General features: G+C 58.8%; 21 protein-coding genes. 12 read left to right on the plus strand and 9 right to left on the minus strand.

The genetic code is table 11. From position 1 onward, the window contains the following. Window positions 1-26: 26 nt before the first annotated feature. The 3 genes from K5Y33_RS02200 to ybiB are packed head-to-tail and all read left to right on the plus strand — an operon-like array spanning window position 27 to window position 4,144. The gene (locus tag K5Y33_RS02200; RefSeq protein ID WP_192236574.1) at window positions 27-923 is read left to right on the plus strand and encodes a LysR family transcriptional regulator; all 897 of its coding nucleotides are present in this window, start codon (window positions 27-29) and stop codon (window positions 921-923) included. A gap of 54 nt (window positions 924-977) precedes the next feature. Then, window positions 978-3,122 (plus strand): ATP-dependent DNA helicase DinG, encoded by a 2,145-nt coding sequence (gene dinG / locus K5Y33_RS02205; protein WP_222233179.1) that lies wholly within the window; start codon window positions 978-980, stop codon window positions 3,120-3,122. A gap of 53 nt (window positions 3,123-3,175) precedes the next feature. Further along, entirely contained in the window at window positions 3,176-4,144 is a 969-nt protein-coding gene (gene ybiB / locus K5Y33_RS02210; RefSeq protein ID WP_192236573.1) for a DNA-binding protein YbiB, read from the plus strand. A 163-nt stretch (window positions 4,145-4,307) separates the two neighbouring features. Here the strand turns inward: ybiB and K5Y33_RS02215 are convergent, their stop codons facing one another. From K5Y33_RS02215 to hutH (K5Y33_RS02225), 3 genes are all read right to left on the minus strand, one after another. Then, window positions 4,308-5,465 (minus strand): M20 aminoacylase family protein, encoded by a 1,158-nt coding sequence (locus tag K5Y33_RS02215; RefSeq protein WP_222233180.1) that lies wholly within the window; start codon window positions 5,463-5,465, stop codon window positions 4,308-4,310. Window positions 5,466-5,741: 276 nt separating this feature from the next. Beyond that, window positions 5,742-7,427 carry a urocanate hydratase gene (gene hutU, locus K5Y33_RS02220; protein WP_222233843.1) on the minus strand — a complete coding sequence of 562 codons (1,686 nt, stop codon included), beginning with the start codon at window positions 7,425-7,427 and terminating at the stop codon, window positions 5,742-5,744. A gap of 10 nt (window positions 7,428-7,437) precedes the next feature. Then, entirely contained in the window at window positions 7,438-8,991 is a 1,554-nt protein-coding gene (gene hutH, locus K5Y33_RS02225; RefSeq protein ID WP_217547157.1) for a histidine ammonia-lyase, read from the minus strand. 319 nt (window positions 8,992-9,310) lie between these two features. On the opposite strand from hutH (K5Y33_RS02225), the gene hutC reads away from it, so the two are divergent. Next, the gene (hutC, locus tag K5Y33_RS02230) at window positions 9,311-10,066 is read left to right on the plus strand and encodes a histidine utilization repressor (RefSeq protein WP_008102577.1); all 756 of its coding nucleotides are present in this window, start codon (window positions 9,311-9,313) and stop codon (window positions 10,064-10,066) included. A 104-nt stretch (window positions 10,067-10,170) separates the two neighbouring features. On the opposite strand, the gene K5Y33_RS02235 is transcribed toward hutC, so the two are convergent. Next, window positions 10,171-10,710, minus strand: coding sequence for a HutD family protein (locus K5Y33_RS02235; protein ID WP_222233181.1), 540 nt, complete (start codon window positions 10,708-10,710; stop codon window positions 10,171-10,173). After that, window positions 10,707-12,062: a formimidoylglutamate deiminase gene (locus K5Y33_RS02240; RefSeq protein ID WP_222233182.1), complete on the minus strand. Its 1,356-nt coding sequence runs from the start codon at window positions 12,060-12,062 to the stop codon at window positions 10,707-10,709. Before K5Y33_RS02240 ends, K5Y33_RS02235 begins: the two co-directional genes overlap by 4 nt. An 85-nt stretch (window positions 12,063-12,147) precedes the next feature. Between K5Y33_RS02240 and hutI the strand changes: the two genes are divergently transcribed. The 7 genes from hutI (at window position 12,148) to hutH (K5Y33_RS02275) (ending at window position 19,143) form a co-directional block, all read left to right on the plus strand. Further along, window positions 12,148-13,365 (plus strand): imidazolonepropionase, encoded by a 1,218-nt coding sequence (gene hutI / locus K5Y33_RS02245; RefSeq protein ID WP_222233183.1) that lies wholly within the window; start codon window positions 12,148-12,150, stop codon window positions 13,363-13,365. Further along, window positions 13,362-14,153: an N-formylglutamate deformylase gene (gene hutG, locus K5Y33_RS02250; RefSeq protein WP_101761025.1), complete on the plus strand. Its 792-nt coding sequence runs from the start codon at window positions 13,362-13,364 to the stop codon at window positions 14,151-14,153. Before hutI ends, hutG begins: the two co-directional genes overlap by 4 nt. 392 nt (window positions 14,154-14,545) lie before the next feature. Further along, window positions 14,546-15,397, plus strand: a complete 852-nt coding sequence (locus K5Y33_RS02255) for a transporter substrate-binding domain-containing protein (protein WP_192236565.1) — start codon at window positions 14,546-14,548, stop codon at window positions 15,395-15,397. Between the two features lie 12 nt (window positions 15,398-15,409). Next, the gene (locus K5Y33_RS02260; RefSeq protein WP_101761023.1) at window positions 15,410-16,129 is read left to right on the plus strand and encodes an ABC transporter permease; all 720 of its coding nucleotides are present in this window, start codon (window positions 15,410-15,412) and stop codon (window positions 16,127-16,129) included. An 11-nt stretch (window positions 16,130-16,140) separates the two neighbouring features. After that, window positions 16,141-16,869, plus strand: coding sequence for an ABC transporter permease (locus K5Y33_RS02265; RefSeq protein WP_101761022.1), 729 nt, complete (start codon window positions 16,141-16,143; stop codon window positions 16,867-16,869). Window position 16,870: 1 nt separating this feature from the next. After that, window positions 16,871-17,665: an ABC transporter ATP-binding protein gene (locus K5Y33_RS02270; protein ID WP_222233184.1), complete on the plus strand. Its 795-nt coding sequence runs from the start codon at window positions 16,871-16,873 to the stop codon at window positions 17,663-17,665. After that, window positions 17,662-19,143: a histidine ammonia-lyase gene (hutH, locus tag K5Y33_RS02275; protein WP_222233185.1), complete on the plus strand. Its 1,482-nt coding sequence runs from the start codon at window positions 17,662-17,664 to the stop codon at window positions 19,141-19,143. Before K5Y33_RS02270 ends, hutH (K5Y33_RS02275) begins: the two co-directional genes overlap by 4 nt. 33 nt (window positions 19,144-19,176) lie before the next feature. On the opposite strand, the gene K5Y33_RS02280 is transcribed toward hutH (K5Y33_RS02275), so the two are convergent. Next, window positions 19,177-19,806 carry a flavin reductase family protein gene (locus K5Y33_RS02280; RefSeq protein ID WP_110865807.1) on the minus strand — a complete coding sequence of 210 codons (630 nt, stop codon included), beginning with the start codon at window positions 19,804-19,806 and terminating at the stop codon, window positions 19,177-19,179. 127 nt (window positions 19,807-19,933) lie between these two features. Between K5Y33_RS02280 and rlmF the strand changes: the two genes are divergently transcribed. Beyond that, window positions 19,934-20,860, plus strand: coding sequence for a 23S rRNA (adenine(1618)-N(6))-methyltransferase RlmF (gene rlmF, locus K5Y33_RS02285; protein WP_222233186.1), 927 nt, complete (start codon window positions 19,934-19,936; stop codon window positions 20,858-20,860). Window positions 20,861-20,862: 2 nt separating this feature from the next. Here rlmF and ybiO read toward each other — a convergent pair whose 3' ends face one another. From ybiO to glnP, 3 genes are all read right to left on the minus strand, one after another. Next, window positions 20,863-23,139, minus strand: a complete 2,277-nt coding sequence (ybiO, locus tag K5Y33_RS02290; RefSeq protein WP_222233187.1) for a mechanosensitive channel protein — start codon at window positions 23,137-23,139, stop codon at window positions 20,863-20,865. Window positions 23,140-23,324: 185 nt separating this feature from the next. Beyond that, the gene (gene glnQ, locus K5Y33_RS02295) at window positions 23,325-24,047 is read right to left on the minus strand and encodes a glutamine ABC transporter ATP-binding protein GlnQ (RefSeq protein WP_110865810.1); all 723 of its coding nucleotides are present in this window, start codon (window positions 24,045-24,047) and stop codon (window positions 23,325-23,327) included. Continuing rightward, window positions 24,044-24,703, minus strand: coding sequence for a glutamine ABC transporter permease GlnP (gene glnP / locus K5Y33_RS02300; protein WP_007887744.1), 660 nt, complete (start codon window positions 24,701-24,703; stop codon window positions 24,044-24,046). Before glnP ends, glnQ begins: the two co-directional genes overlap by 4 nt. Window positions 24,704-24,719: the final 16 nt, after the last annotated feature.

The raw sequence follows: 24,719 nt of genomic DNA on the forward strand, positions 1-24,719 counted from the left end.
AGTCAGCAATCTCTGAAGGAAAATCGGTGCAGACGCTTCCCAATCTTAAACTGCTGCAGGTGTTCGCCAGCGTGGTAGAAAATCAGGGCTATTCGCGCGCGCAGCAGGCGCTGAACATGACCACGCCGGCCATCAGCGCCTACATGAGCGAGCTCGAGAGCCAGCTCGGTTTTATCCTCTGTCAGCGCGGGCGCGGCGGCTTTACCCTGACCAGCAAAGGCGAGCAGTTTTATCGCTACTGTCAGGAGATGCTGGCGACGCTGGCGGGTTGGCAGGAGCAGGTTGAGACGCTGAAAAGCGCGCAGGGCGGCACTTTCTCGCTTGGCGTGGTGGACGCCACCGTCACCGATAGCACGCTGGATCTGCCTGCCGCTATCGCCCGCTTTAACCAGCGCTTTCCGGCGGTGTTCTTTAATCTGAGCGTGCGCGATCCCAATGAGTTGCAGCAGCAGTTGCTGGAGGATCGGCTCGATTTGGCGATTGGGCACTTTCCGCTGCGCGCCAGCAATCTGGTGACCATTCCGCTTTACGAAGAACAGCATTGGCTCTATTGCAGCCCGCAACATCCGCTGGCTGAGGGCCATCCGGATGTGCGCACCGTGCAGCAAACCGGCATGGTGACGCGGCGTTACTGGAATCAGCAGGAGCTGAACAAGCGCGGCTTCCGCCAGAGCAACGCTTCAGTGGAGAGCATCGAAGCGCAGCTGACGCTGATTCTCTCTGGCCGCTTCATTGGCTATTTGCCCGAACACTACGCGCGCAGCGGGGAACTGCAGGGCACGCTGCGCCGCCTGCTGCCGCACCATTTCCATTTCCGCGCGCCTTTCTCTTTTGCGTTTCGCCGTGGGCGCGCGCGTGAAACCTTAATCCGCGCGATGCGTGAAATTCTGAATCCAGCGCGAAAAAATAGCAGCGAAAGCTGACGCTGCGCCAATACTGTGTAAAAATACAGGCCAATTCAGCAAACAGTAACGAAAATGGCCCTGACAGCAGCGATAAAAAGCCAGATTGCGCAATGGTATAAGGCGCTGCAGCAGCAGGTTCCTGACTTTATCCCGCGCGCGCCGCAGCGCCAGATGATTGCCGAAGTGGCGAAAAGTCTGGCCGGTGACGAAGGTCGTCATCTGGCGATTGAAGCGCCCACCGGCGTCGGCAAAACCCTTTCTTATTTGATTCCCGGCATTGCGGTGAGCCGCGCCGAGGAGAAGCGGCTGGTGATCAGCACCGCCAACGTGGCGTTGCAGGACCAGATCTTCAGCAAGGATCTGCCGCTGCTGAAGAAAATCATCCCCGATCTCACTTTTACTGCCGCCTTTGGCCGTGGACGCTATGTTTGTCCGCGCAACCTTGCGGCGCTGGCGGCGACCGAAGATCAGCAGGGCGATTTGCTGCTCTATCTGGATGAAGAGGCGGTCACCGGCTCGAAAGAGGAGCAGAAATTCTGCGCCAAGCTAGAGAAGCAGCTCAGTAGCTACCGCTGGGATGGCTTGCGCGATCACACCGATGTCAACATCGAGGACAGCTTGTGGCAACGCCTCTCCACCGACAAAGCCAACTGCCTCGGCCATCACTGTCGCTGGTATCGCGAATGCCCGTTCTTTGTCGCGCGTCGCGAAATTGAGCAGGCGGATGTGGTGGTCGCCAACCATGCGTTGGTGATGGCGGCGATGGAGAATGAATCGGTGCTGCCACCGGCGAAAAACCTGATGCTGGTGCTGGACGAAGGCCATCATCTGCCGGAAGTGGCGCGCGATGCGCTGGAGATGAGCGCGGAGATCACGCCCGGCTGGAGCAGTTTGCAGCTCGATCTGTTTGTGCGGCTGGTGGAAACCATCATGGCGCAGTTCCGCCCAAAATCGCCGCCGCCGCTCACCAACCCGGAGCGCCTGAAAGGTCACTGCGATGAAATGCGCGAGCTGCTGCAGATCCTGTGCGATGCGCTCAATCCACTGCTGCCGGGCCATAATCAGCCGGGCGAGTTCCGCTTTGTTCTGGGTGAATTGCCGGAAGAGCTACTGAGCCTGTGCGCGCGGCTGTTCAAGCTGAGTGACGCGCTGCGCGGCTTAAGCGAAGGCCTGCTCAACGAGTTGGGCGAGCAAACCGGGAAAGCCGATATCATGCGGCTGCATAAAGCTATCATTCAGCTCAATCGCCACTTCGGCTGGTTCGAGTCGATTAGCAAATTGTGGCGGCTGGCGGCGATGGAGAAAGCTTCCAATGCGCCGGTGTCGAAGTGGATTACGCGTGAGATCCGTGAAGGCCAGGCGCATCTGCTGTTCCACTGCGCGGGCATTCGCGTGAGTGATCAGCTGGAAAAAATCCTGTGGCGCAAAATCCCGCATGTGGTGGTGACCTCGGCCACTTTGCGCTCGCTCAACAGCTTCAACCGTTTGCAGGAAATGTCCGGCCTGAGTGAGAAAGCCGGCGACCGCTTTGTGGCACTGGATTCACCGTTTAACCATATCGACCAGGGCAAGCTGGTGATTCCGCAGATGCAGTTTGAGCCGCAGATGGCGCAGGAAGCGGAGCACATTGCCGAGATGGCGCGCTTTTTCCTCCAGCAGATCGCCGAAGAGAAGCACAAAGGGGTGCTGGTGCTGTTCGCCAGCGGCCGCGCGATGCAGCAGTTTGTCGCACATATTCCTGATCTGCGCCTGTCGATGCTGGTGCAGGGCGATCAGCCGCGTTCGCGCCTGGTGGCGCTGCATCGTGAACGCGTCGAAGCCGGTAAAATCAGTATTCTGGTCGGGCTGCAATCGTTCGCCGAAGGGCTGGATTTGAAAGGCGATCTGCTGTCGCAGGTGCATATCCATAAAATCGCTTTTCCACCGGTGGACAGTCCGGTAATTTTGACCGAGGGCGAATGGCTGAAGAGCCTGAAACGCTATCCGTTCGAAGTGCAGAGCTTGCCGAGCGCCTCCTTTACCTTGATTCAGCAGGTAGGACGTTTGATTCGCAGCCACAGCTGCTTTGGCGAAATCGTGATTTACGATCGCCGCCTGCTCAACAAAGCCTATGGCAGCCGACTGCTGGCCGCGCTACCGGTGTTCCCGATTGAGCAACCGCCGATGCCGGAAGCCAGCAGTGACAAGACGAAAAAACGTCGCAGTAAGAAAATCTAACGATCAATTTTTGGCAGCCGCACGGCGGCGCGCCCTGGAAGCGGGAATGCCTGATGGAACTGAATAAAATTATTAAAGAGATTGGGCGCGGTAAAAATCACGCGCGCGATATCGATTTCGCCACCGCGCAGGCGCTCTACAGCGCGATGCTGGCCGGTGACGTGCCGGAGCTGGAGCTCGGTGGCGTGCTGATTGCGCTGCGCATCAAGGGCGAAGGCGAAGAGGAGATGCGCGGTTTTTATCACGCGATGCAGCAGCAGATGATGCAGTTGCAGGCACCCGCTAACCGGCCCATGCCGATTGTCATTCCCAGCTACAATGGCGCGCGCCGTCAGGGCAATCTGACGCCGCTGCTGGCGCTGCTGCTGGTGAAGCTGGGCTTCCCGGTGCTGCTGCACGGCGTCAGCGACGATCCTACGCGCATCACCACCGAAGCGGTGCTGGCAGCGCTGGACATCGCGCCTGTCACCTCCGCCGCACAGGCGCAGGCGAAGCTGGATAACGGCGAACTGGCGTTTATCACCATCGACCATCTGTGTGCGCCAATGGCGCAACAGCTGTCGCTGCGCTGGCGCATGGGCGTGCGTAACAGCGCGCATACGCTGGCGAAACTGGCGACGCCGTTTGCCGAACGTGCTGCGCTGCGCCTGGCCAGCGTCTCGCATCCGGAATATGTGCCGCGCGTGGGGAAATTCTTCCAGGATATCGATGCACCGGCGATTCTGCTCAACGGGACCGAAGGCGAGGTGTATGCCAATCCGCAGCGCTGCCCGGCGATTAACTACATTCGTGGCGCGGGTGCAGAAGCGGAAGTGTGGGTTGAGCGCCAGCCGGAAGTCAGTGTGGAACTGCCGGAAAGCAAAAGTGCACAGGACACCGCCGCGTGGATCAATCAGGTATTAGCCGGGGAACGCGCGGTGCCGCAGGCGCTGCGTTTGCAGCTGGCGTGTTGTTTGATGGCGACCGGTGAATCGGCTAGCCTGGCGGATGCAGAAGTGAAGTTACAGTTGGCGGGGATGTGAAGAATAAAGCCATTGAATTAAGCGCCTCATTTACAGCGCACACAAGCTGTAGCGGCGCGATTAATCGCGCTGTTCAATGGCGGCAATGTCGCCATCCCGCTATTGCGTAATAAATTGCGCCGCGACGGCACGAGCAAGCATCCGCCATTCCTGGCGACCGCCCTTACGCTTTCGCCAGCACGCGCTCTACCAACTGCTGCCAGAAGGTAATACCGATCGGCAGCAGCTCATCATTAAAGTCGTAATTGGCGTTATGCAGCGGTGCGGACGGCGTCGCGCCATCGGCACCCAGCCAGAAATAGGCGCCGGGGCAGGCTTGCATCATGCAGGCAAAATCTTCCGAAGCCATTGAAGGGTTCACCTGCCAGTGAACCTGCGCCTCGCCAAGCACCTCAACCGCCACCGTACGCACCTGTTCGGCTTGCTCCGCATGGTTGGCGGTGACCGGATAACCGGGATACCAGTGAATCTCGCCGCTGACGCCAAACGGGCGCGGCAACGTCGTGACAAAATCCTCAATCAGACCGCGCACGCGATTGCGCACGTCGGTCTGCAAACATCGCACCGTGCCGCGCAACACAATCTGCTCAGGAATGACGTTAATCGCTTCGCCGCCGTGAATCTGCGTCACGCTCACCACCGCCGAAGCCAGTGGCGACAGACGACGCGACGGAATGGTTTGCAGCGCCAGAATCAGCTCGGCAGCAACCACCATGGGATCGGCCCCGCTTTCCGGCATCGCCGCATGGCAGCTTTTACCGTGCAGCGTAATTTCGAACGAGTCGAGTGACGCCATCATCGCATCCGGATTCACCGCCAGCGTGCCCACCGGCATGCCCGGCCAGTTGTGCATGGCGTAAACCGCATCCATCGGGAAGCGCTGGAACAGACCTTCTTCCACCATCTTGCGTGCGCCACCGAGATTCTCTTCGGCGGGCTGGAAGATGAAGTGAATAGTACCGCTGAAGTTGCGCGTAACCGCCAGCTGACAAGCCGCCGCCAGCAGGATCGAAGTGTGACCATCGTGACCGCAGGCATGCATAACGCCGGCTGTTTGCGACTTCCACTGCGGCGCGCCTTTTTCGGTGATCGGCAGCGCATCCATATCGGCGCGCAGACCAATAACCGGTCCGGGACCGTTCTCTAAGGTGCCGATTACGCCGGTGCCCGCTAAGCCACGAAATACCTGTAATCCGGCCTCGGTGAGGACCTGTGCGACTAGCTCGCTGGTCTGCTGCTCCTGGTAACCCAGCTCAGGATGTTGGTGTAACTGATGACGCCAGTTGAGGGCGTTTTCCAGCAGTGCAGCAGGCAGGCTCATAAGGTAAGGCTCTCCATTAGCAGCGTGAGCTGCAAAATAATGTATTTACTGTAGTGGCAAGCGCATGGCGGCGTCTATCGCGGAACGGAATAATTTGGCTATAGGGTATAGCGGAATGGAATATAGCGAACGGGCTGTTAAGCGCCTTCTCCCGCTTGCGGGAGAAGGCTGGGATCAGGGGAAAGCTGCACAATGTTGAAAGGTGCGCGCTGTCCCTCACCCTAACCCTCTCCCGCAGGCGGGAGAGGGGATTGATCGGCGTGCGCGGGTTGAACGTTATTTCTGCATCGGCAGGTTGAGACCGTGCTCCTGCGCGCAGCTTTGCGCTAATTCGTAACCCGCATCCGCGTGACGCATTACGCCGGTGGCCGGATCGTTCCACAGCACGCGGCCCAGACGCGCATCGGCTTCTTTGCTGCCGTCACACACAATCACCACGCCGGAGTGCTGCGAGAAGCCCATGCCGACGCCGCCGCCATGATGCAGACTCACCCAGGTCGCGCCGCCTGCGGTGTTCAGCAGGGCATTGAGCAGCGGCCAATCGGATACCGCATCCGAGCCGTCTTTCATCGCTTCGGTTTCACGGTTCGGTGACGCCACGGAACCGCAATCCAGATGGTCGCGACCGATGACGATCGGCGCTTTCAGCTCGCCGTTACGCACCATTTCGTTGAACGCCAGCGCCGCTTTGTGGCGCTCGCCGAGACCCAGCCAGCAGATACGCGCCGGTAAGCCCTGGAAGGCGATACGCTCCTGCGCCATGTCGAGCCAGCGGTGCAGATTCTGGTGATCCGGGAACAGCTCTTTCAGCTTGGCATCGGTTTTGTAGATATCTTCCGCATCACCTGACAGCGCCACCCAGCGGAACGGGCCTTTGCCTTCGCAGAACAGCGGGCGAATATAGGCCGGCACAAAACCCGGGAAATCAAAGGCGTTTTTCACGCCCTCATCCAGCGCCACCTGACGGATGTTATTGCCGTAATCCACGGTCGGGACGCCCATGTGATGGAAATCCAGCATCGCCTGCACATGTACCGCCATTGAGGCGCGCGCGGCTTTCTCCACCGCTTTCGGGTTGCTGACACGCTCGGCTTCCCAGCGCGCCAGATCCCAACCAACCGGCAGATAACCGTTAACCGGATCGTGTGCTGAGGTCTGATCGGTGACGATGTCCGGCTTCATGCCGCCCGCTTTGGCACGTTTCACCAACTCCGGCACGATTTCAGCGGCGTTGCCCAGCAGACCAACAGAAATGGCACGCTTCTCTTTGTTGGCCTGATCAATCAGCGCCAGTGCTTCGTCCAGCGTATAGGCTTTGTGGTCGACGTAGCGGGTGCGGATACGGAAATCGATACGTGATTCCTGGCACTCAATCGCCAGCACGCTGGCACCGGCTAACACACCCGCCAGCGGTTGTGCGCCGCCCATGCCGCCCAAACCGGCGGTGAGGATCCAGCGGCCGCTGAGATCGCTGTCGTAATGCTGACGACCCGCTTCAGCGAAGGTTTCGAAGGTACCTTGCACGATGCCCTGCGCACCGATGTAGATCCACGAACCGGCGGTCATCTGGCCGTACATCATCAGGCCTTTTTGATCCAGCTCGTGGAAGTGATCCCAGTTGGCCCAATGCGGCACCAGATTCGAGTTAGCCAGCAGCACGCGCGGCGCATCGGCATGCGTACGGAACACGCCCACCGGTTTACCGGACTGGATGAGCAGCGTCTCTTCCGGCTGCAGGGCGCGCAGCGAACGCAGGATCTGCTCAAAGCACTCCCAGTTACGCGCGGCTTTACCGATGCCGCCGTACACCACCAGATCTTCCGGGCGTTCTGCCACGTCAGGATCGAGGTTGTTCTGGATCATGCGGTAAGCCGCTTCAATCAACCAGTTGGCGCAGTGCAATTCATTACCGCGCGGCGCACGGATTTCACGGGCTACAGCCTGAGTCAAAGTTTCGCTCATCATCGATTCCTTAATTAACAGTCTTACGCTGGCTTGGCAGCAGCGCGGTAAGAGATTCAGGCCATGCAGGTGCGCTGGCCCACAGACGCATGGATTCGATATCCGGCGCCAGTAAACGGTCGTGATCGAGGAAGGCCACCTTCTCGCGAATGCGGCTCATCTCTTGTTCCAGCGTCGGCGAGCTTTGCAGCGGACGATGGAAATCAATGCCTTGTGCCGCAGCCATCGCCTCAATGCCGACCACAGCGGCGGTGTTGAAGCACATGCTGCCGAGGCGGCGGGCCGCGTAGGTCGCCATCGAGACGTGATCTTCCTGGTTAGCGGAGGTTGGCAGGCTGTCAACGCTGCCCGGATGCGCCAGCGATTTGTTCTCAGACGCCAGCGCTGCAGCAGTGACCTGCGCAATCATAAAGCCGGAGTTAACGCCGCCATCATTGACGAGGAACGGCGGTAAACCGGAAAGGCCGGTATCCAGCAGCAGCGCCAGACGACGCTCGGAGATCGCGCCGATTTCGGCAATCGCCAGCGCCAGAATATCAGCGGCGAAGGCCACCGGCTCGGCGTGGAAGTTACCGCCGGAAATCACATCGCCACTGTCGCTGAACACCAGCGGATTATCGGAGGCGGCGTTGGCTTCAATCTGCAACACGCGCGCGGCGTGCGACAGGTTATCCAGGCAGGCGCCCATCACCTGTGGCACGCAGCGAATCGAGTAGGGATCCTGCACGCGGCCGCAGTGGGTGTGTGAGCCGAGGATTTCACTGCCGGCTAATAAAGAGGAGACGGCGGCGGCAACGTTGATCTGTCCCAGCTGGCCGCGCGCTTCGTGGATCCGCGCATCGTAAGGTTTCACCGAGCCTTTAATCGCTTCCAGCGACAGTGCGCCGGCCATCAGGCCCGCCGCGAACAGGTTTTCCGCTTCGAACAGCCCGCGCAGCGCCAGCGCATTCGAAACCTGCGTGCCGTTGAGCAGCGCCAGACCTTCTTTGGGGCCCAGCACAATCGGCTGCAGGCCAACGCGCGCTAAGCCTTCGGTCGCGGGGATTAACTCGCCATCGACGCGTACCTGACCTTCGCCCAGCAGCATCAGGGAAAGATGTGCCAGCGGGGCCAGATCGCCTGACGCGCCCACCGAACCTTTCTCCGGGATGCACGGCATCACACCGGCGTTGAACAGCGCCAGCAGCGCTTCAATCAGTTCGATACGCACGCCAGAGTGACCGCGCGCCAGGCTGATAATTTTGGTCGCGACCACCAGACGCGCCACGTTGTCCGGCAGCAAATCGCCGAGGCCAACGCTGTGCGACAGCACCAGATTGCGCTGCAGCTCGGCCAGCCGCGCCGAAGGGATCTGGGTTTGCGCCAGCTTGCCGAAACCGGTGTTGATGCCGTACACCACGTTGCCGGATGCGACGATGGCATCGACGGTTTCATGGGCACGCGCAATCGCTGCGCGCGCATCATCGGCCAACGTGAGCGTTACCTTGCTTTGATAGATGGTGCGCAAGGTAGCGAGGTCCACTTCACCGGGAACGAGGCGAATTTCCTGAACCGAACCTGACATAGTCTACTCCTGTCTATACAAGTGATCTGGCATGAATGGGACGCCGATATTTTGCGATGTGGCTGTCCGATTTGCCGTGGATTGCGATGAGTGAAGCATAAGTGTCTAATCTTGTCTATACAAGTAGCAAGCGCTATGCCAGATTGTTCTTGTTCTGTGAAATACGACGCAATGCGGTTTATGCGTTGTAAACGCAGCGTGATTGCACCGGAGCAGGGTGAAAGCTGCACCAATGCTGGGCACCTTGCACAATTAGATGTATATACATTTACGGGCTGAGACAGTAAACTTTGGGCATTATTCTTTATAGGAACAGGAAATGGCGGAGCAAACAGCAGTAGCACAGCTGGCTGCGGCGATGGGCGATGAGCCTGCGCCGATTTACCAGCGGGTGAAGCAGGCGATCGTCAGCCAAATCCGCGAAGGTCACTGGAAAGCCAACCAGCGCGTGCCGTCTGAAAGTGAACTGGTGAACGAGCTGGGCGTCAGTCGTATGACCATTAACCGCGCGCTGCGTGAACTCACCAGCGAGGGTTTTCTGGTGCGCATGCAGGGCGTGGGCACCTTTGTCGCGGAGATGAAGGGCTACACCGCGATGCTGGAAGTGCACAACATCGCCGATGAGATCGCGCAGCGTGGCCATCGTCACAGCTGCAAGATTTTGTCGATTGGGCAGATGAAGGCCGATCCGGAACAGGCGGCGGTGCTGGGATTATCCACCGGGCAAACGCTGTTCCATTCGCTGATTGTGCATTACGAAAACGATCTGCCGGTGCAGCTGGAAGACCGTTTAGTCAATCCGCTGGTGGCACCGGATTATCTCAGCCAGGATTATCATCAGCTGACGCCGTACACCTATTTGATGCGCGTTGCGCCATTGACCGCTGGTGAGCATATTGTGGAAGCGGTGCTGCCGGATCTGCGCCAGCGTAAGCATCTGGCGCTGGATGAACATGAGCCGTGCCTGCTGATTCGTCGTCAGACGTGGAGCGACAACAAGATTGTGACCTACGCGCGACTGTTGTATCCGGGATCGCGCTATAAGTTGCTGGGGCGCTTCAGAGGACATGGTTGAGCAAAGATTTCCCTCACCCTAACCCTCTCCCGCAAGCAGGAGAGGGGACTAATTGCTCCTTCTCCCGCCTGCGGGAGAAGGCTGGGATGAGGGGAACGCGGCACTTATTCAACCCTACTGAGCATCACAAACAGCAGGCTGGCATCTGAGGTTAACGGTTCAAGCTGCGTAAGTTCATCCATCCACCACACACCTTGATTGACGGCTAGTTTTTCCCTTGCCGCAGTTTGCCATTCTCCCGCCAACACCCACGCCACGCCGTTTTCACTGCTGGCCATTTTTTGCTCAACGGTAACCTGAGAATGCCAGCTGTCGCGGCGCGTCATGATATTAAAATCCTCACAGCTGCCGCGAATGCGGGCCTCAATCGCCCATTCACCGGGAAACGCCCATGGTTGATGCGGCTGTAAAACGTGTTCCCCGTGATCGCCGCGCAACAGCACGCTGTCGCCGTGCAGCAGGGTAATCACGCGATCAATGCCGGGAAAAGGTGAAAACGGCCCGTCGGCGGAGATGGTAGCGATGCTGGCGCGCCAGGCAAACTTCGCGTCGCCCGGCGGATAGCTGACGATTTCTCGTGTTTCACCGCCGCCGTTGCGCCAGCGGCTGACCGCAAGCTGGTCGTAGGCAAAACGGGTGCTCATTGTAATGCCCTCATCGCCTGGGCAACGTTCGCTGCTGCGCGCTCTTCTGCCGCATGATGGCCTTCGCTGATCACCTGCTTGCCCGCCACGAACACGTCGCGGATCTGTTCGCGCTGGCCGCCAAACAGCCAGCGGTTCAACAGCGCTGTGCTGCTAACGCTGCTGAGGAACGCGTCTTCAGCCAGCACCAGCCAGTCAGCACGTTTGCCAATCGCCAGTTCACCTGCCGGCAAACCACACGCCTGCGCGCCGCCCTGTGCGGCTTGCTGCCACAGCAGATCGCCTACGGAAGGTTGATTGGGCAAGGTGATGCGGTTGCGACGACGATCGCGCAGTCGCTGGCCGTACTCCAGCCAGCGCAGCTCTTCCAATGCGCTAAGCGACACGTGGCTGTCGGAGCCAATGCCCCAGCGGCCGCCGCGCGCGATGTACTCGACTGCCGGGAAAATGCCGTCGCCGAGGTTGGCTTCCGTGGTCGGACACAATCCCGCCACCGCGCCGCTTGCCGCCATGCGCTGAATTTCGTCGTCATCAAGATGAGTGGCGTGAATCAAGCACCAGCGCTGATCGACCGCGAAGCGATTGAGCAGCCACGCCACCGGACGCTCACCGCTCCACGCCAGGCTGTCGTTAACCTCTTTCTCCTGCTCGGCAACGTGAATGTGCACTGGCACATCCTGCGGGCAGGCGGCTAATACTTCGTGCATCTGCGCTTCATTCACCGCGCGCAGCGAATGGAAGCAGATGCCATGATTAAGCAGCGGCTTATCCGCGCTCCAGCTCGCCACGCGCTGCTGCTGTTGCAGATAGGCGTCGGTTTGCTGAATGAAACGGCGCTGGCCGTCGCTGGCCGGTTGCGAACCAAAACCGCTGTAGCTGTAGAGCACCGGCAGCAAGGTTTGACCGATGCCGGCGGTCTCCGCCGCCGCCATCAGTGCCAGCTGCATGGCATCATCGGCGTAGGGTTTGCCGTGCGCATCGTGGTGCAAATAGTGGAATTCCGCCACCTGGCTGTAGCCGCCTTTCAGCATGTCGATGTAAAGATGCGTGGCGATAGCGCCAACCTGCTCGGGCGACAGGCGCTGCACCATGCGATACATCAGATCGCGCCATGTCCAGAAGCTGTCCTGCGGATCGCCCGCCACTTCGGCCAATCCCGCCATCGCGCGCTGGAAGGCGTGTGAATGCAGATTCGCTATCGCCGGAATCACCGGTCCGGCAAGACGCGTAGCATCGCCGGGCTCGCTGTTGGGCGCGAGTTGGGTGATCTGTCCGGCTGCGTTGGTGGTAATCAGCACGCGCTCATGCCAGCCGTCGGCCAGCAGTGCGCGTGGGGCAAAATAGGTTGTCATGGTTGATCCTGCATGGCGGAAAGTTGTATATACATATACATACTTTGAAGCGCAGTGTAAATCGCCCAACGCGAAGGGGAGTGGGATGGCAGAAACAGAGCAGATCGACAGCCTGTGGCTGGGGGCCGACATCGTTACGATGCGTGACGGGCACTACAATCTGATTGCCGACGGCGTGCTGGCGGTCAATCAGGGAAAACTGATTTGGGTGGGGCCACGCAGTAAATGCCCGGCTTTTTCCGCGCGCGAACAGCACCAATTTTCCGGCGGCATCATCACGCCCGGTCTGGTGGATTGCCATACGCATCTGGTGTTTGGCGGCGATCGCAGCCAGGAGTTTGAGCAGCGTCTTAATGGTGTGAGCTATGCAGAAATCGCTGCGCAGGGCGGCGGCATTCTTTCCACGGTGCGCGCCACCCGCGCGGCCTCGCAGCAAGAGCTGGTGGCAAGTGCGCGCTGGCGGCTGGATCGCCTGCTGGCGGAAGGCGTCACCACGGTAGAGATCAAATCCGGTTACGGCCTCGATGAGGCCAGCGAACTGACCATGCTGCGCGCCATTCGTGAGTTGGCGGAAACGGTGCCTGCCGATGTGCAGGCCACTTGCTTAGCCGCGCACGGTTTCCCGCCGGAGTTTAAAGACAATCCGCAAGGCTGGATCGATATCATCTGCCAGCGCCTGTTACCGCAGGTGAAAGCAGAAGGGTTGGCGGATGCGGTGGATGCGTTTTGCGAGCATTTGGCCTTTTCTCCTGAGCAAGTTCGCACGGTCTTTGATGCCGCCAAAGCATTGGGCATGCCGGTGAAACTGCACGCCGAGCAGCTTTCGGCGCTGGGCGGCGCGGCGCTGGCGGCCAGTTACGGTGCGCTCTCCGCCGATCATCTGGAGTACGCCACCGCAGCGGATGCGCAAGCGATGGCGCAGCACGGCACCGTGGCGGTGTTGCTGCCGGGCGCGTTTTATCTGTTGCGTGAAACCCAGCGTCCGCCGGTAGCACTGTTCCGTGAACACGGCGTAGCGATGGCGCTGGCCAGCGATGCCAATCCGGGCACCTCACCGGCGCTTTCGCTGCGACTGATGTTGAACATGGGCTGCACGCTGTTTGGTTTGACGCCGGAAGAGGCGTTAGCGGGCGTGACCTTGTGGGGCGCCAAAGCGCTGGGATTACAGCACTCGCACGGTTCGCTGGAAGCGGGCAAGGTCGCGAATTTTGTTCACTGGCCGCTGGCGCGTCCGGCTGAGCTGGTTTACTGGCTGGGCGGCGAGTTGCCGTGCCAGGTTATTTATCGTGGAGAAGCGCAATGACACCTTTTCATTTCACCGCCGGTAAGATTCCGCTGCTGGTCAGCATTCCTCACGCCGGCACGCAGTTAACGCCGGAAGTGGACGCCGGCCTGAGCGACGCAGCGCGCGGCCTGCCGGATACCGATTGGCACTTGCCGCTGCTGTACGATTTTGTGCGCGATCTCGGCGCCAGCGTGTTAATTGGTCACTATTCACGTTTTGTTATTGACCTTAATCGCCCGGCGGATAATCAGCCGCTCTACACCACGGCGACCACCGGCTTGTATCCGGAAACCCTGTTCGACGGCAGCCCCACCTTTGCACCGGGTAAAACGCCGAGCGCCGAGGTACGCCAGGGTTATCTGGACACGATTTGGCAGCCTTATCATCAACAGCTGCAGCAGGAGCTTGCACGCCTGAAAGCTGAACATGGTTACGCGCTACTGTTTGATGCGCACTCGATCGCCTCGGTGATCCCGCGGCTGTTTGAGGGGCGTTTACCGGATCTCAACATCGGTACCAATGATGGCGCCAGCTGTTCAACGGCGGTGATCAACGCGATCAAACAGGTGTGTAATGCGCAAAACGATTACAGTTGGATCGCGAACGGACGCTTTAAAGGCGGCTATATTACCCGCGCCTACGGCCAGCCGGATCAAGGCGTGCAGGCGGTGCAGCTGGAGCTGGCGCAGCTCAATTATATGGATGAAACCCCGCCGTTTGCCTGGCAGCAGGATCGCGCAGCGCAGCTGCAGAAGGTACTGAAACCGCTGATGCAGGCGTTTCTAGACGCCGGTAAATCGAACTAAATCCCCGCACCTATTCGTAGCGGCGCAATTTATTGCACGTTATTCAGATTGGCAATGTGGTCGCCATTCATACGCGCGATTAATCGCGCCGCTACGATTCATGTTCCTGCACCATCACAATGCACACCTTGCCTCCTCGCGGTGCAATATTACGTCCATCGCGTGACCATCTCCCTGAATTTGCGGCTTTGCCGATTTGGCATAGTGCTTGCTAGGTTGTATGTACAAGTAAAGACCGCGCAGCGATTATTAATTTTTATACTGGCTGGCTCACAAAAAGCTTATGCCGACAATGATCTGCCGCACGCTAACTTGTATATACATGAAAGGTCATCTGCAAATATTGCACAAGCAGAGACTGCCAAATTCGATTAATAGCCAGGAGAAGCCGCATGACGCACCGCGCCCCGATTCGCCGTTTTTGCCTCACGACCCTGTTTGCCAGCCTGATGATCAGCGGCATTGCCGTCCAGGCGAAAGAGTGGAAATCGATCACCATCGCTACCGAAGGCAGCTATGAACCCTGGAACCTGACACTGCCGGGCGGCAAGTTGGGCGGCTTTGAACCGGAACTGATGGAAGACCTGTGCAAGCGCATGGGCATTCAGTGCAAGCTGGTGGTGCAGAACTGGGACGGCATGATCGCCGGCCTCAACGCCGGAAAATATGACGTGATCATGGATGCGATTGTCATCACGCCAGAGCGCAAAAAAGTGGTTAACTTCACCACGCCATACGCTTCAACGCCCGCCACCTTTATTACCACTAAAGACAATCCGCTGCTGCCGGCCGATCACAACATCATCAAGCTGCATGACGACGAGAAAGCGATCAACGCGGCAATTGCCCCACTGAAAGCGGCGCTGAAGGGCAAAACCATTGGTATCGCCTCCGGCACGGTTTACACGCCCTTTATCGACAAGTACTTCAAAGGCGATACCGAGGTACGCGAATACACCTCTTCGGCGGATGCGATGCTCGATCTGCAATCCGGTCGTATCGATGCGGTGTTCGATGACGTGACCTTTGCGCAATCGATGCTGGCGCGCAAAGAGAACAACAATCTGGTCTTCAGCGGCCCACAGCTCGGCGGTCCAATTTGGGGCGAGGGCGAAGCAATGGGCGTGCGCATGGCGGATAACGATCTGAAAGCCAGGCTGGATGAGGCGATCCATGCCGCGCTGGCTGACGGCACGGTGAAAAAGCTCAGTGAGAAGTGGTTTAAAACTGACGTAACTCCGTAAGTGAGGTGAAAGATGATGAGCCTGCTGAGTTTTGGTGCTGATGGTTGGGGCCGCCTGATCCTGAGCGCCGCCTGCACTACGCTGCTGCTGTCGCTGGTGGCGCTGATGATTGGTGCGGTGGTCGGTTCCGGTGTGGCGGCCGCCAAATTATCGCCTCAGCGCTGGCTGCGCTGGTTGGGTGAAGGCTATTCGGTGGTGTTTCGCGGCATCCCGGAACTGCTGGTGATCTACCTGTTCTATTTTGGTGGATCCGGCCTGATTACGCTGGTTGGGCAGATGTTCGGCGCAGATGGCTTTATCGAAGCGCCGCCGTTCCTGATTGGGGCGCTGGCCATCGGGCTCATCTCGGGTTCGTATCAGGGTGAAGTGTATCGCGCGGCGCGTCTGGCGCTGGCCAAAGGCGAAGTGGAAGCGGCGGTGGCGATTGGCATGCCACGCTGGCGCATTGCGCAACGCATTCTGCTGCCGCAGGTGGTGCGTTACGCGCTGCCGGGCATGTCGAACGTGTGGCAGATGAGCCTGAAAGACTCGGCGCTGGTGTCGGTCACTGGCATCGTCGAGCTGATGCGCGCCAGCCAGGTTGCGGCGGGATCCACGCGCGATTACTTCACGTTTTATCTGGTTGGCGCTGCCTGTTATCTGGTGCTGACGCTGGTGTCTAATCATGCGTTTCGTCGGGCAGAGTCGCGCCTTGGTCGCGCGTGGCAAAGTCGCACTGCGGCGCAGCATTAAGGAGCAGCAGCATGATCGACTTCGCTTTTCTCTCGGATACCTTCCTCAAGCTGAGCGCCGCGCTGCCGGTGACGCTTGGCCTGTTTATCAGCGCCTTTCTCTGCGGCGGCATATTGGCGATTGGCATTTTGTCACTGCGCATGAGCCGCTGGCGGGTGCTGAGCGGCTTTGCACGCGGCTACATTCTGGTGTTTCGCGGCTCGCCGCTGATGATTCAGCTGTTTCTCATCTATTACGGTCTTGGCCAGTTTGGCGTCATCCGCCACAGCTTCGTCTGGCCGTTCCTGCGCGAGCCATTTATCTGCGCGGTACTGGCGCTGTCACTCTGTACGGCAGCTTACACCGCTGAGATTTTGCGTGGAGCGCTGCTCGCCGTGCCGGCTGGACAAGTGGAAGCCGGTCTCGCCTGCGGCATGTCACGCTGGCTGCTGCTGCGCCGTATTATCGCGCCGATCATGCTGCGCTATGCGTTGCCGGCGTACTCCACCGAAGCGATTTTGCTGGTGAAATCCACCGCGCTCGCCAGCCTCGTCACCGTGTGGGACGTGACTGGCGTGGCGCAGCAGATCATTCAGCGTACCTATCGCACCATGGAAGTGTTTGTCTGTGCGGCGGCGATCTACCTGATCCTCAACTTTATTATCGTCCAGCTGTACGCGCTGTTAGAGCGCCGTCTGACCCCGGCGCATCGTGTCGCAAAAAAGCCGATGCCCGCCGTTAAACCGCTTGCCGGAGAGTAATATGCATTCCATATCACCCGTTACCTTATCCGCCACTGATATCCATAAATCCTTTGGCGCGATGGAAGTTCTGAAAGGCATTTCGCTACAGGCGCATCAAGGCGATGTCATCTCGATTCTTGGCGCCAGCGGCTCGGGCAAAAGTACCTTGCTGCGCTGCATCAACCTGCTGGAAACGCCGGATGCTGGCGTGGTGAGTGTCGGCGGCGAAACCATTGAGATGAAACGCCATGCGCGCGGCCATCAGCTGGCGGCCAATCCGAAACAGATTGAGCGCTTGCGTTCACGCCTTGGCATGGTGTTCCAGAGCTTTAATCTTTGGTCGCACATGACGGTGCTGCAAAACGTCATTGAAGGGCCGCACTATGTGCTGAAGCGCGACAAGAAAAGCTGCATCGCCCAGGCAGAGCAACTGCTGGATCGCGTTGGCTTACTCAATCGCAAAGATTTCTACCCGGCGCAACTGTCGGGCGGCCAGCAGCAGCGCGTGGCGATTGCCCGCGCGCTGGCGATGGATCCGGAAGTGATGCTGTTTGATGAACCGACTTCGGCGCTCGATCCGGAACTGGTGGGCGAAGTGCTGAAAGTGATGCGCAGCCTGGCGGAAGAGGGGCGCACCATGCTGGTGGTGACGCACGAAATGGGCTTTGCGCGCAACGTCTCCAACCGCGTGGTGTTTATGCATCAGGGCACCATTGATTGTCAGGGCGCGCCGGAAGAGATGTTTGGCGAGCAGGGATCGCAGCGCTTTAAGCAGTTTATCTCCAGCCATCACGGCGCGGAGCAGCCAGCATGACCATCGTATGGGGCGACAGCCCCTTAACCTGGCAAGAGCTGGTGCAGGTGGCGCGGCACAACGCGGAACTCAGTTTGAGCGTCAGCGCCTGGCAGCGCATTGCGCAGGGGCGCGCAATTGTCGATGAGATTGTCGCCAGCGGCCAGATCGCTTACGGCATCAATACCGGCCTCGGCGCGCTGTGCAACATCACCCTGCCGGAAGATCAGCTCAGCCAGCTGTCGCGCAATACGCTGCTGAGTCATGCCTGTGGCGTGGGTCCGCTGCTGACGCGTGAGCAGGCGCGCGCCATTCTGTGCGCGGCGATTGCCAATTACAGCCACGGCAAATCGGGCGTGTCGGTGGCGCTGGTGCAGCATCTGCTGGCGCTGCTCAATCAGCAGATTACGCCGCAGGTGCCGTCGCAGGGTTCGGTCGGCTACCTCAGCCATATGGCGCATATCGGTCTGGCGCTGATTGGTGTCGGCGACGTGGAGTATCAAAACCAGATCATGCCCGCGGCGCAGGCGTTAACGCTGGCGGGATTACAGCCTTATCGTCCGGGGGCCAAAGAGGGTTTGAGCCTGGTCAACGGCACGCCGTGCATGACCGGCTTGTCCTGCCTGGCGCTGGATGATGCGGCGCGTTTGCTGGATTGGGCCGATGTCACCGGTGCGATGAGTTTTGAGGCGCTGCGTGGACAGCGGGTGGCCTTTGATGCCGAAGTGATCGCGCTGAAAGCCAGTCCGGGCATGCAGCTGAGCGGTCAGCGCTTACGCGCATTGCTGAGTGATAGCCCGCTGCTGGCGACCAGCGTTGGCATTCGCACTCAGGATGCGCTCAGCCTGCGATCCATGCCGCAGGTACATGGCGCCAGCCGCGATCAGTTCGATCACGCGGCGCGCCAGATTGAAACCGAACTCAATGCCTGCACCGATAATCCGCTGGTGCTCGGCACGGCGGATAACTGGCGCGTAGTGTCGCATGCTAACCCGCACGGCGAATCGGTGGCGATGGCGGCGGATCTGCTGGCGATTGCCATGGCGGAAATCGGCAGCATCGCCGAGCGGCGGCTTGATCGTTTAGTCAATCCGCTGGTGAGCGGCTTGCCGGCGTTTCTGGTGGCGCAGCCGGGCGTTAACTCCGGCATGATGATTGCGCAGTATGTGGCGGCGTCACTCTGTGCGGAGAATCGCCAGCTGGCGCAGCCGGCGGTGCTGGATAACTATGTGACCTCGGGTTTGCAGGAGGATCATCTCAGCCTCGGCACCGGCGCGGCGCTGAAGCTGCTGAAGCTGGTGGGCAACGTGTGGCAGATTCTGGCGATCGAGTATCTGCTGGCGGCGCAGGCGCTGGATTTCCACGGCGAAGAGCAGCTGGCGCAGGGAACGGCGCAGGCATTGCGTCGCCTGCGCGCGGTGGTTGCCAACTGGCAGGAAGACCGCTGGCTGGCACCGGAGATCGCGCGGGCGGTAGAGGTGTTGAAGAGCGGTTTGTAACATGGTCGCCATTTACGGCGACCTGACCAAGGATCAGCGGCGAGCGTCCGGCCGCACCAAATCGAAACGCAGTTCTTCGCTGATGCCGTAATAGGCCGACGGGCCTCCGGCACGCAGGATTGGCTGTGCTTTGGCCGTTTGATAAATACCCTCTTCCAGCAGGGCTTCATCAATATGAATGGCGACCGCTTCGCCCAGCACCAGCCAGCTATCAATCGGCTGGCCCTGGGCATCCTGCAACTGAATCAACTGCGTCAACTTACACTCAAAATTCACCGGGCTTTCCGCCACCATGCTGACATTGACATGTGACGCTGCAAGCGGCGTTAATCCCGCCAGCGCAAACTCATCCTGTTCGGACGGCACCGATGCGGAGCTCTCATTCATCGCCTCGGCCAGCGGACGCGTGGCCAGATTCCAGACAAACTCTTTGGTCTCTGAAATATTTTGTACGCTGTCTTTCCAGCCGCTGCTGGCAAAACCAATAATCGGCGGATGATAGTTAAAGCAGTTAAAGAAGCTATAGGGCGCTAAATTGCGTACGCCGCGGGCGCTTTGCGAGCTGACCCAGCCGATTGGTCGAGGGCCGACGATGGCGTTCAACGGATCGTGCGGCAAACCGTGTCCCGCGCGGGGCTGATAAGAGTAACGCTGACGAGTCATAACCATCCTTATAAGAGAACCTGAGTGTGGTGCACTAATCTCATCTAATACGGTGAATTCGATTAAGCGCATTGTGCGATGCCGCTAGCCAGAGTATCTTACGCCCGCGCTATTTTCCGGAGAAACTATGAACAAGCCAGCCGCCACGTCACCTTTCCATCCGCGTAACCGCCACCAGGGCCGTTATGATTTTGCTGCTCTGACCGCAGCCCATCCGCCGCTGGCGGTGAAAGTGCGTCCCAACGGCTACGGCGAGTTGTCGGTGGATTTCGCCGATCCTGAAGCGGTGATGCTGCTGAATCAGGCGCTGCTGAAGCTGTTCTATAACCTCAACTGGCAGCTACCTGCAGGTTATCTGACGCCGCCGGTGCCGGGCCGTGCCGATTACGTGCATGCGCTGGCCGATGTGCTGGCGAGCGACAACGGCGGCGTGGTTCCACGCGATCTGGATGTAATGGATATCGGCTGCGGCGCGAACTGCATCTATCCGCTGATTGGCAACGCCGAATATGGCTGGCGCTTCACCGGCACCGATATCACCGCCGAAGCGATTACCGTGGCCGGGCAGATTGTGGCGAGTAATCCGGGCTTGCAGCGCGGCGTGCGTCTGCGTCGGCAAAAAGAGGCCTCGGCGATTTTCGCCGGCGTGGTGCATAAAAATGAACGCTATCATGCGGTGCTGTGCAATCCGCCTTTCCATTCATCTGCGGAAGAGGCGGCCAGCGTGGGTCAGCGCAAAACGCGCAACCTTGGCTTAGGCAAAAATGCGCCGCTTAATTTTGGTGGCCATCACAACGAATTGTGGTGTGACGGCGGTGAGCGCAAGTTTGTTGGTCAAATGATCGCTGAAAGCGTGACGCACTCAGACGCCATTATTTGGTTCACCTCGCTGGTCTCGCGCAAAGAGAATTTACCGGCGCTGCGCGACCAACTGCGCGATCTCGATGCTTATGAAGTGCGCATCATCGAAATGGCGCAAGGTCAGAAGCAGAGCCGCTTTATCGCCTGGACGTTCCAGCCGCCGGCGACGCGCGCCAAACGGCTGAAACGCTAACCTCATTGCGCCGGCGGCAACGCCGGTAAGCTGGCAGCGGTGGTAATATCGCTGCCGGTTTGCATCACTGCTACCGTTTGATGCGGCGCTTTAATGCCGGCCGCATCAAAATGCTTCTTCACCTTATCATCCAGCGCAAAACGTACCGTCCACTGCTTCAGCGGCTGGGTGGTGAATGACACGCGCACGGTAAAGGATTGGTTGGTTAATCCCACTAATCCGGCAAAACTCGGCTCGCCAATCACCATGCCGCGAATCTCCGGGTTCTCCAGCAGCTCTTTCACCGCGCCCTGCAGCGTTTGGTTAACGCGTTCGGTATCTTCACTGCGATCCACATCGTAGTTCGCCACGAACGAGCCGATGCCGCGCACAAAGTTGGCGAAGGTGGTGATCGATGACCACGGAATAATGTGATACGCGCCAGTATCCTGACGCACGCCCACCGAGCGAATCGACATGCGCTCTACGGTGCCGGTGATCGGGCCAATGGTGACTAAATCACCGGTGTTCATGCCGTTCTCAAACTGGATAAAGATGCCGGTGATGATGTCCTTCACCAGCGTTTGCGAACCGAACGACACCGCCAGACCGAGCGCACCGGCACCGGCCAGCAGCGGCGCAATATTGACGCCCACTTCCGACAGCAAAATCATAATGGTGATGGTGCTTATTACGACCGCTAGCGCGTTACGAAACAGCGTCAGCAGCGTACGGGTGCGTGCGCTCGGCATGGGGCGGCCATGCGAATCCGAGGCGAGGCGACTTTCGATCAGGCTTGCCAGCAGCGTCCAGCCGACTGCCGACAGCAGCACAATGATCACGATACGAATCAGCACATCCACCATTTTTTGGCCGGCGCCAATAGTGAGCCAGTGCCAGAGATCAAACAGATTCCATGCGTTGAGCAGCAGCAACAGCGTGGCAAACACCGTGACCACGCGCGCCAGTTTCAGCAGCGCTTTCACCCAATCGTTAACGCGCTTTTGCAGCTCGGGATAGTTGCGGCGCATGTCGGGCGACAGCGTGACGGTTTTGCCAATCCAGCGCGTCAGCATGCCAGAAATCAGCGCAGCGATAACCACGATCGCCAGGCTGCGCACCGTGGCGGACATCATAAACTTCAGGCTGTCGCCGGGATTGAAGATCGAGAACAGGAACAGCGCGATAAAGTAGGCGCTGGCCAGCCAGTGCCATACCATGCCAAAGGCGCGGATGAACAGCGCAAAGAAGCTCAAGCTGCGATCGGCAAGACGCGACAGTTCATGATGGATGTTGCTTTTGTTGCGGAAAATCAGCCACAGCGCCCAGCCGGTCATGATCCCCATAATCAGCATGTTGACCAGCGCCGCCACCTGAATATTCACCTGATTGGAGACAATCGGCACCACCACCAGTAAACCGTAACCGATGATGCCGCTTAGCCAGCTCAGACGCGTGTTCCAGTAGCTGGCGCGCGCATCGGTTAAGTGGAAGAAGCGCAGCGTAGGGAAACGCGGGCAGAATATCAGCCGCAGCACCGCTTTAAAGAACTCAATCAGCGCGAAGGCGTTAAGGAAAAGGCCTTGCTGATAGGCGATGGTGCGGTTGTTGTTGTGATAGTTGTCGCTGATGATCTGACCGACAAACAGTGTCAGCGCTAGCAGCACAATATCGAGCACAAAGGCCATCAAGATAGTGGCGGGCAAGTGCAGCCACTTGGTGCGCTCAAGGTTTTGATCGCGTCCCCAGCGGCCCATGCGGCGCCACACCGGCCACATCAGGCGGCGTGTCAGCCAGTAAAACGCAAACACTGCGGCGGAGAGCGCAGCAAAGTATTTCAGCGCGTTGAAGAAGGTTTGCTGGTTAAAGGATTTGTGTGGCGCATTGGCGATGTTGTCATGCAGTTGCACAAACTGCGCGGCCACCGCGCCGCCATATTCACGCGTTACGCTGGTGACGCTCTCCAGTACCGTGAGATCGTCCTGATTGGCCTGCGGCGGCGCCAGCACCGGTTGGTCGCTGGTGGATTGGCTGTTGGCAGCCTGACGTAACTGATCGATCAGCTCCTGACGCGAGGCATTGTTATCCAGAATATTCGCCAGCGCGGCATAGGCGGCTTTTTTCTCGTCTAAGCTGGGTTCGCCTTCGGCTTTATCATCCGCTGCCGGGGTTTGCGACTGCTGTGCTGCGACGGCCGCCTGCGGCAGATTAACGGCCTGCGCCGGGGGAATGAGAAACAGAGTGAAAAAACTGAAGAGTAACCACACGGCTGAACGCCATGGTGGGCTGGCAGACGACATCGCTTTTCTCCTTTAGCTTCGCGCAGCGGCACAAGAGAGAAGTATAGTCAGTGATGGAAGGTGAAGATTTTGAAAAGGAAAATTGAATCGTGGTACCTGCCGTAGTGGCGCGATAAATCGCGCCGCTACAAATGCTGCATGTAAAAAACCGCCGCCGAAAATGGGCGACGGTTTAATGGCAGAGCTTAGGATACGTGCTGCAGGAACTCGCGCAGACGGTCGCTCGGCGGGTTGGTGATCAGATCGTCCGGGTTGCCATCTTCTGCGATGGTGCCTTTGTCGATAAAGATCAGACGCGAAGCCACTTTTTGGGCGAAACCGACTTCGTGCGTCACGATGACCATCGTCATGCCTTCTTCCGCCAGATCCTGCATCACTTTCAGTACTTCGTGACGCAGCTCGGGATCCAGCGCTGAGGTTGGCTCATCAAACAGCATCATCTTCGGTTTCACCGCCAGCGCACGCGCAATCGCCACGCGCTGCTGCTGACCACCGGAAAGCTCAGACGGGAAGTGGTGTGCACGCTCGGCGAGGCCCACTTTACCCAGCAGCTCACGCGCCAGCTTATGCGCTTCCTCTTTCTTCGTACCACGCACGCGAATCGGACCAAAGGCGACGTTATCCAGCGCGCTCATTTGTGGGAACAGATGGAACTGCTGGAACACCATGCCCGCTTCCTGACGAATCAGTCGCTCATCCACTTTTGGATCATTCACCTTCATGCCATCGACAACCAGCTCGCCGGTGGTGATCTCTTCCAGCTTGTTGATGCAGCGCAGCAGCGTGGATTTACCCGAACCGGAAGGTCCGATAATCACCACCACTTCGCCTTGATTAATCTTCAGGTTGATGTTGTGCAGAACCTGAGTCTGGCCGAAATTCTTCGAGACGTTTTTAAATTCAATCACAGAATTTTCATCCTTTTCTCAATACGGCGCAGCACAAAGCTCAACACCAACGTAATAACCAAATAGATAATGGCAACGGCGCTCCAGATCTCCAGCGCGCGGAAGTTACCGGCAATGATCTCCTGACCCTGACGCGTCAGTTCGGCCACGCCAATCACGATAAACAGCGACGTATCTTTGATGCTGACAATCCACTGATTACCCAGCGGTGGCAGCATACGGCGCAGGGCCAGCGGCATGATCACATAACGCAGGGTCTCGCGGCGCGACAGACCCAGCGCCAGACCCGCTTCACGGAAGCCTTTATTAATCGACAGTACCGCACCGCGCGTGATTTCCGCGATATAAGCGCCGGAGTTGATCATGATGGTGACCACCGCCGCGCTGAACGGATCGATACGCAGATCCGGGAAAGCCATCGGCAGGGCGAAGTAGATAAACATCACCTGAACCACGATTGGCGTGCCGCGAATCAGTTCGATGAAGACTAAGGCGATGTTGTTGGTGATCCAGCCGCCGTAGGCGCGGGCAAAACCGGCAACTAAACCGATAATTAAACCGCCGACCAGGCCGAGGACCGAGATCAGCAGGGTCATTTTGGCGCCTTCGATTAAAATCGGCAGGGCAGGCCAAATGACGCTCCAGTCAAACTCCATGGTGTGACTCCAAAAT

This window comes from Pantoea sp. DY-17, from assembly GCF_019795975.1.
Lineage (GTDB): Bacteria > Pseudomonadota > Gammaproteobacteria > Enterobacterales > Enterobacteriaceae > Pantoea > Pantoea leporis.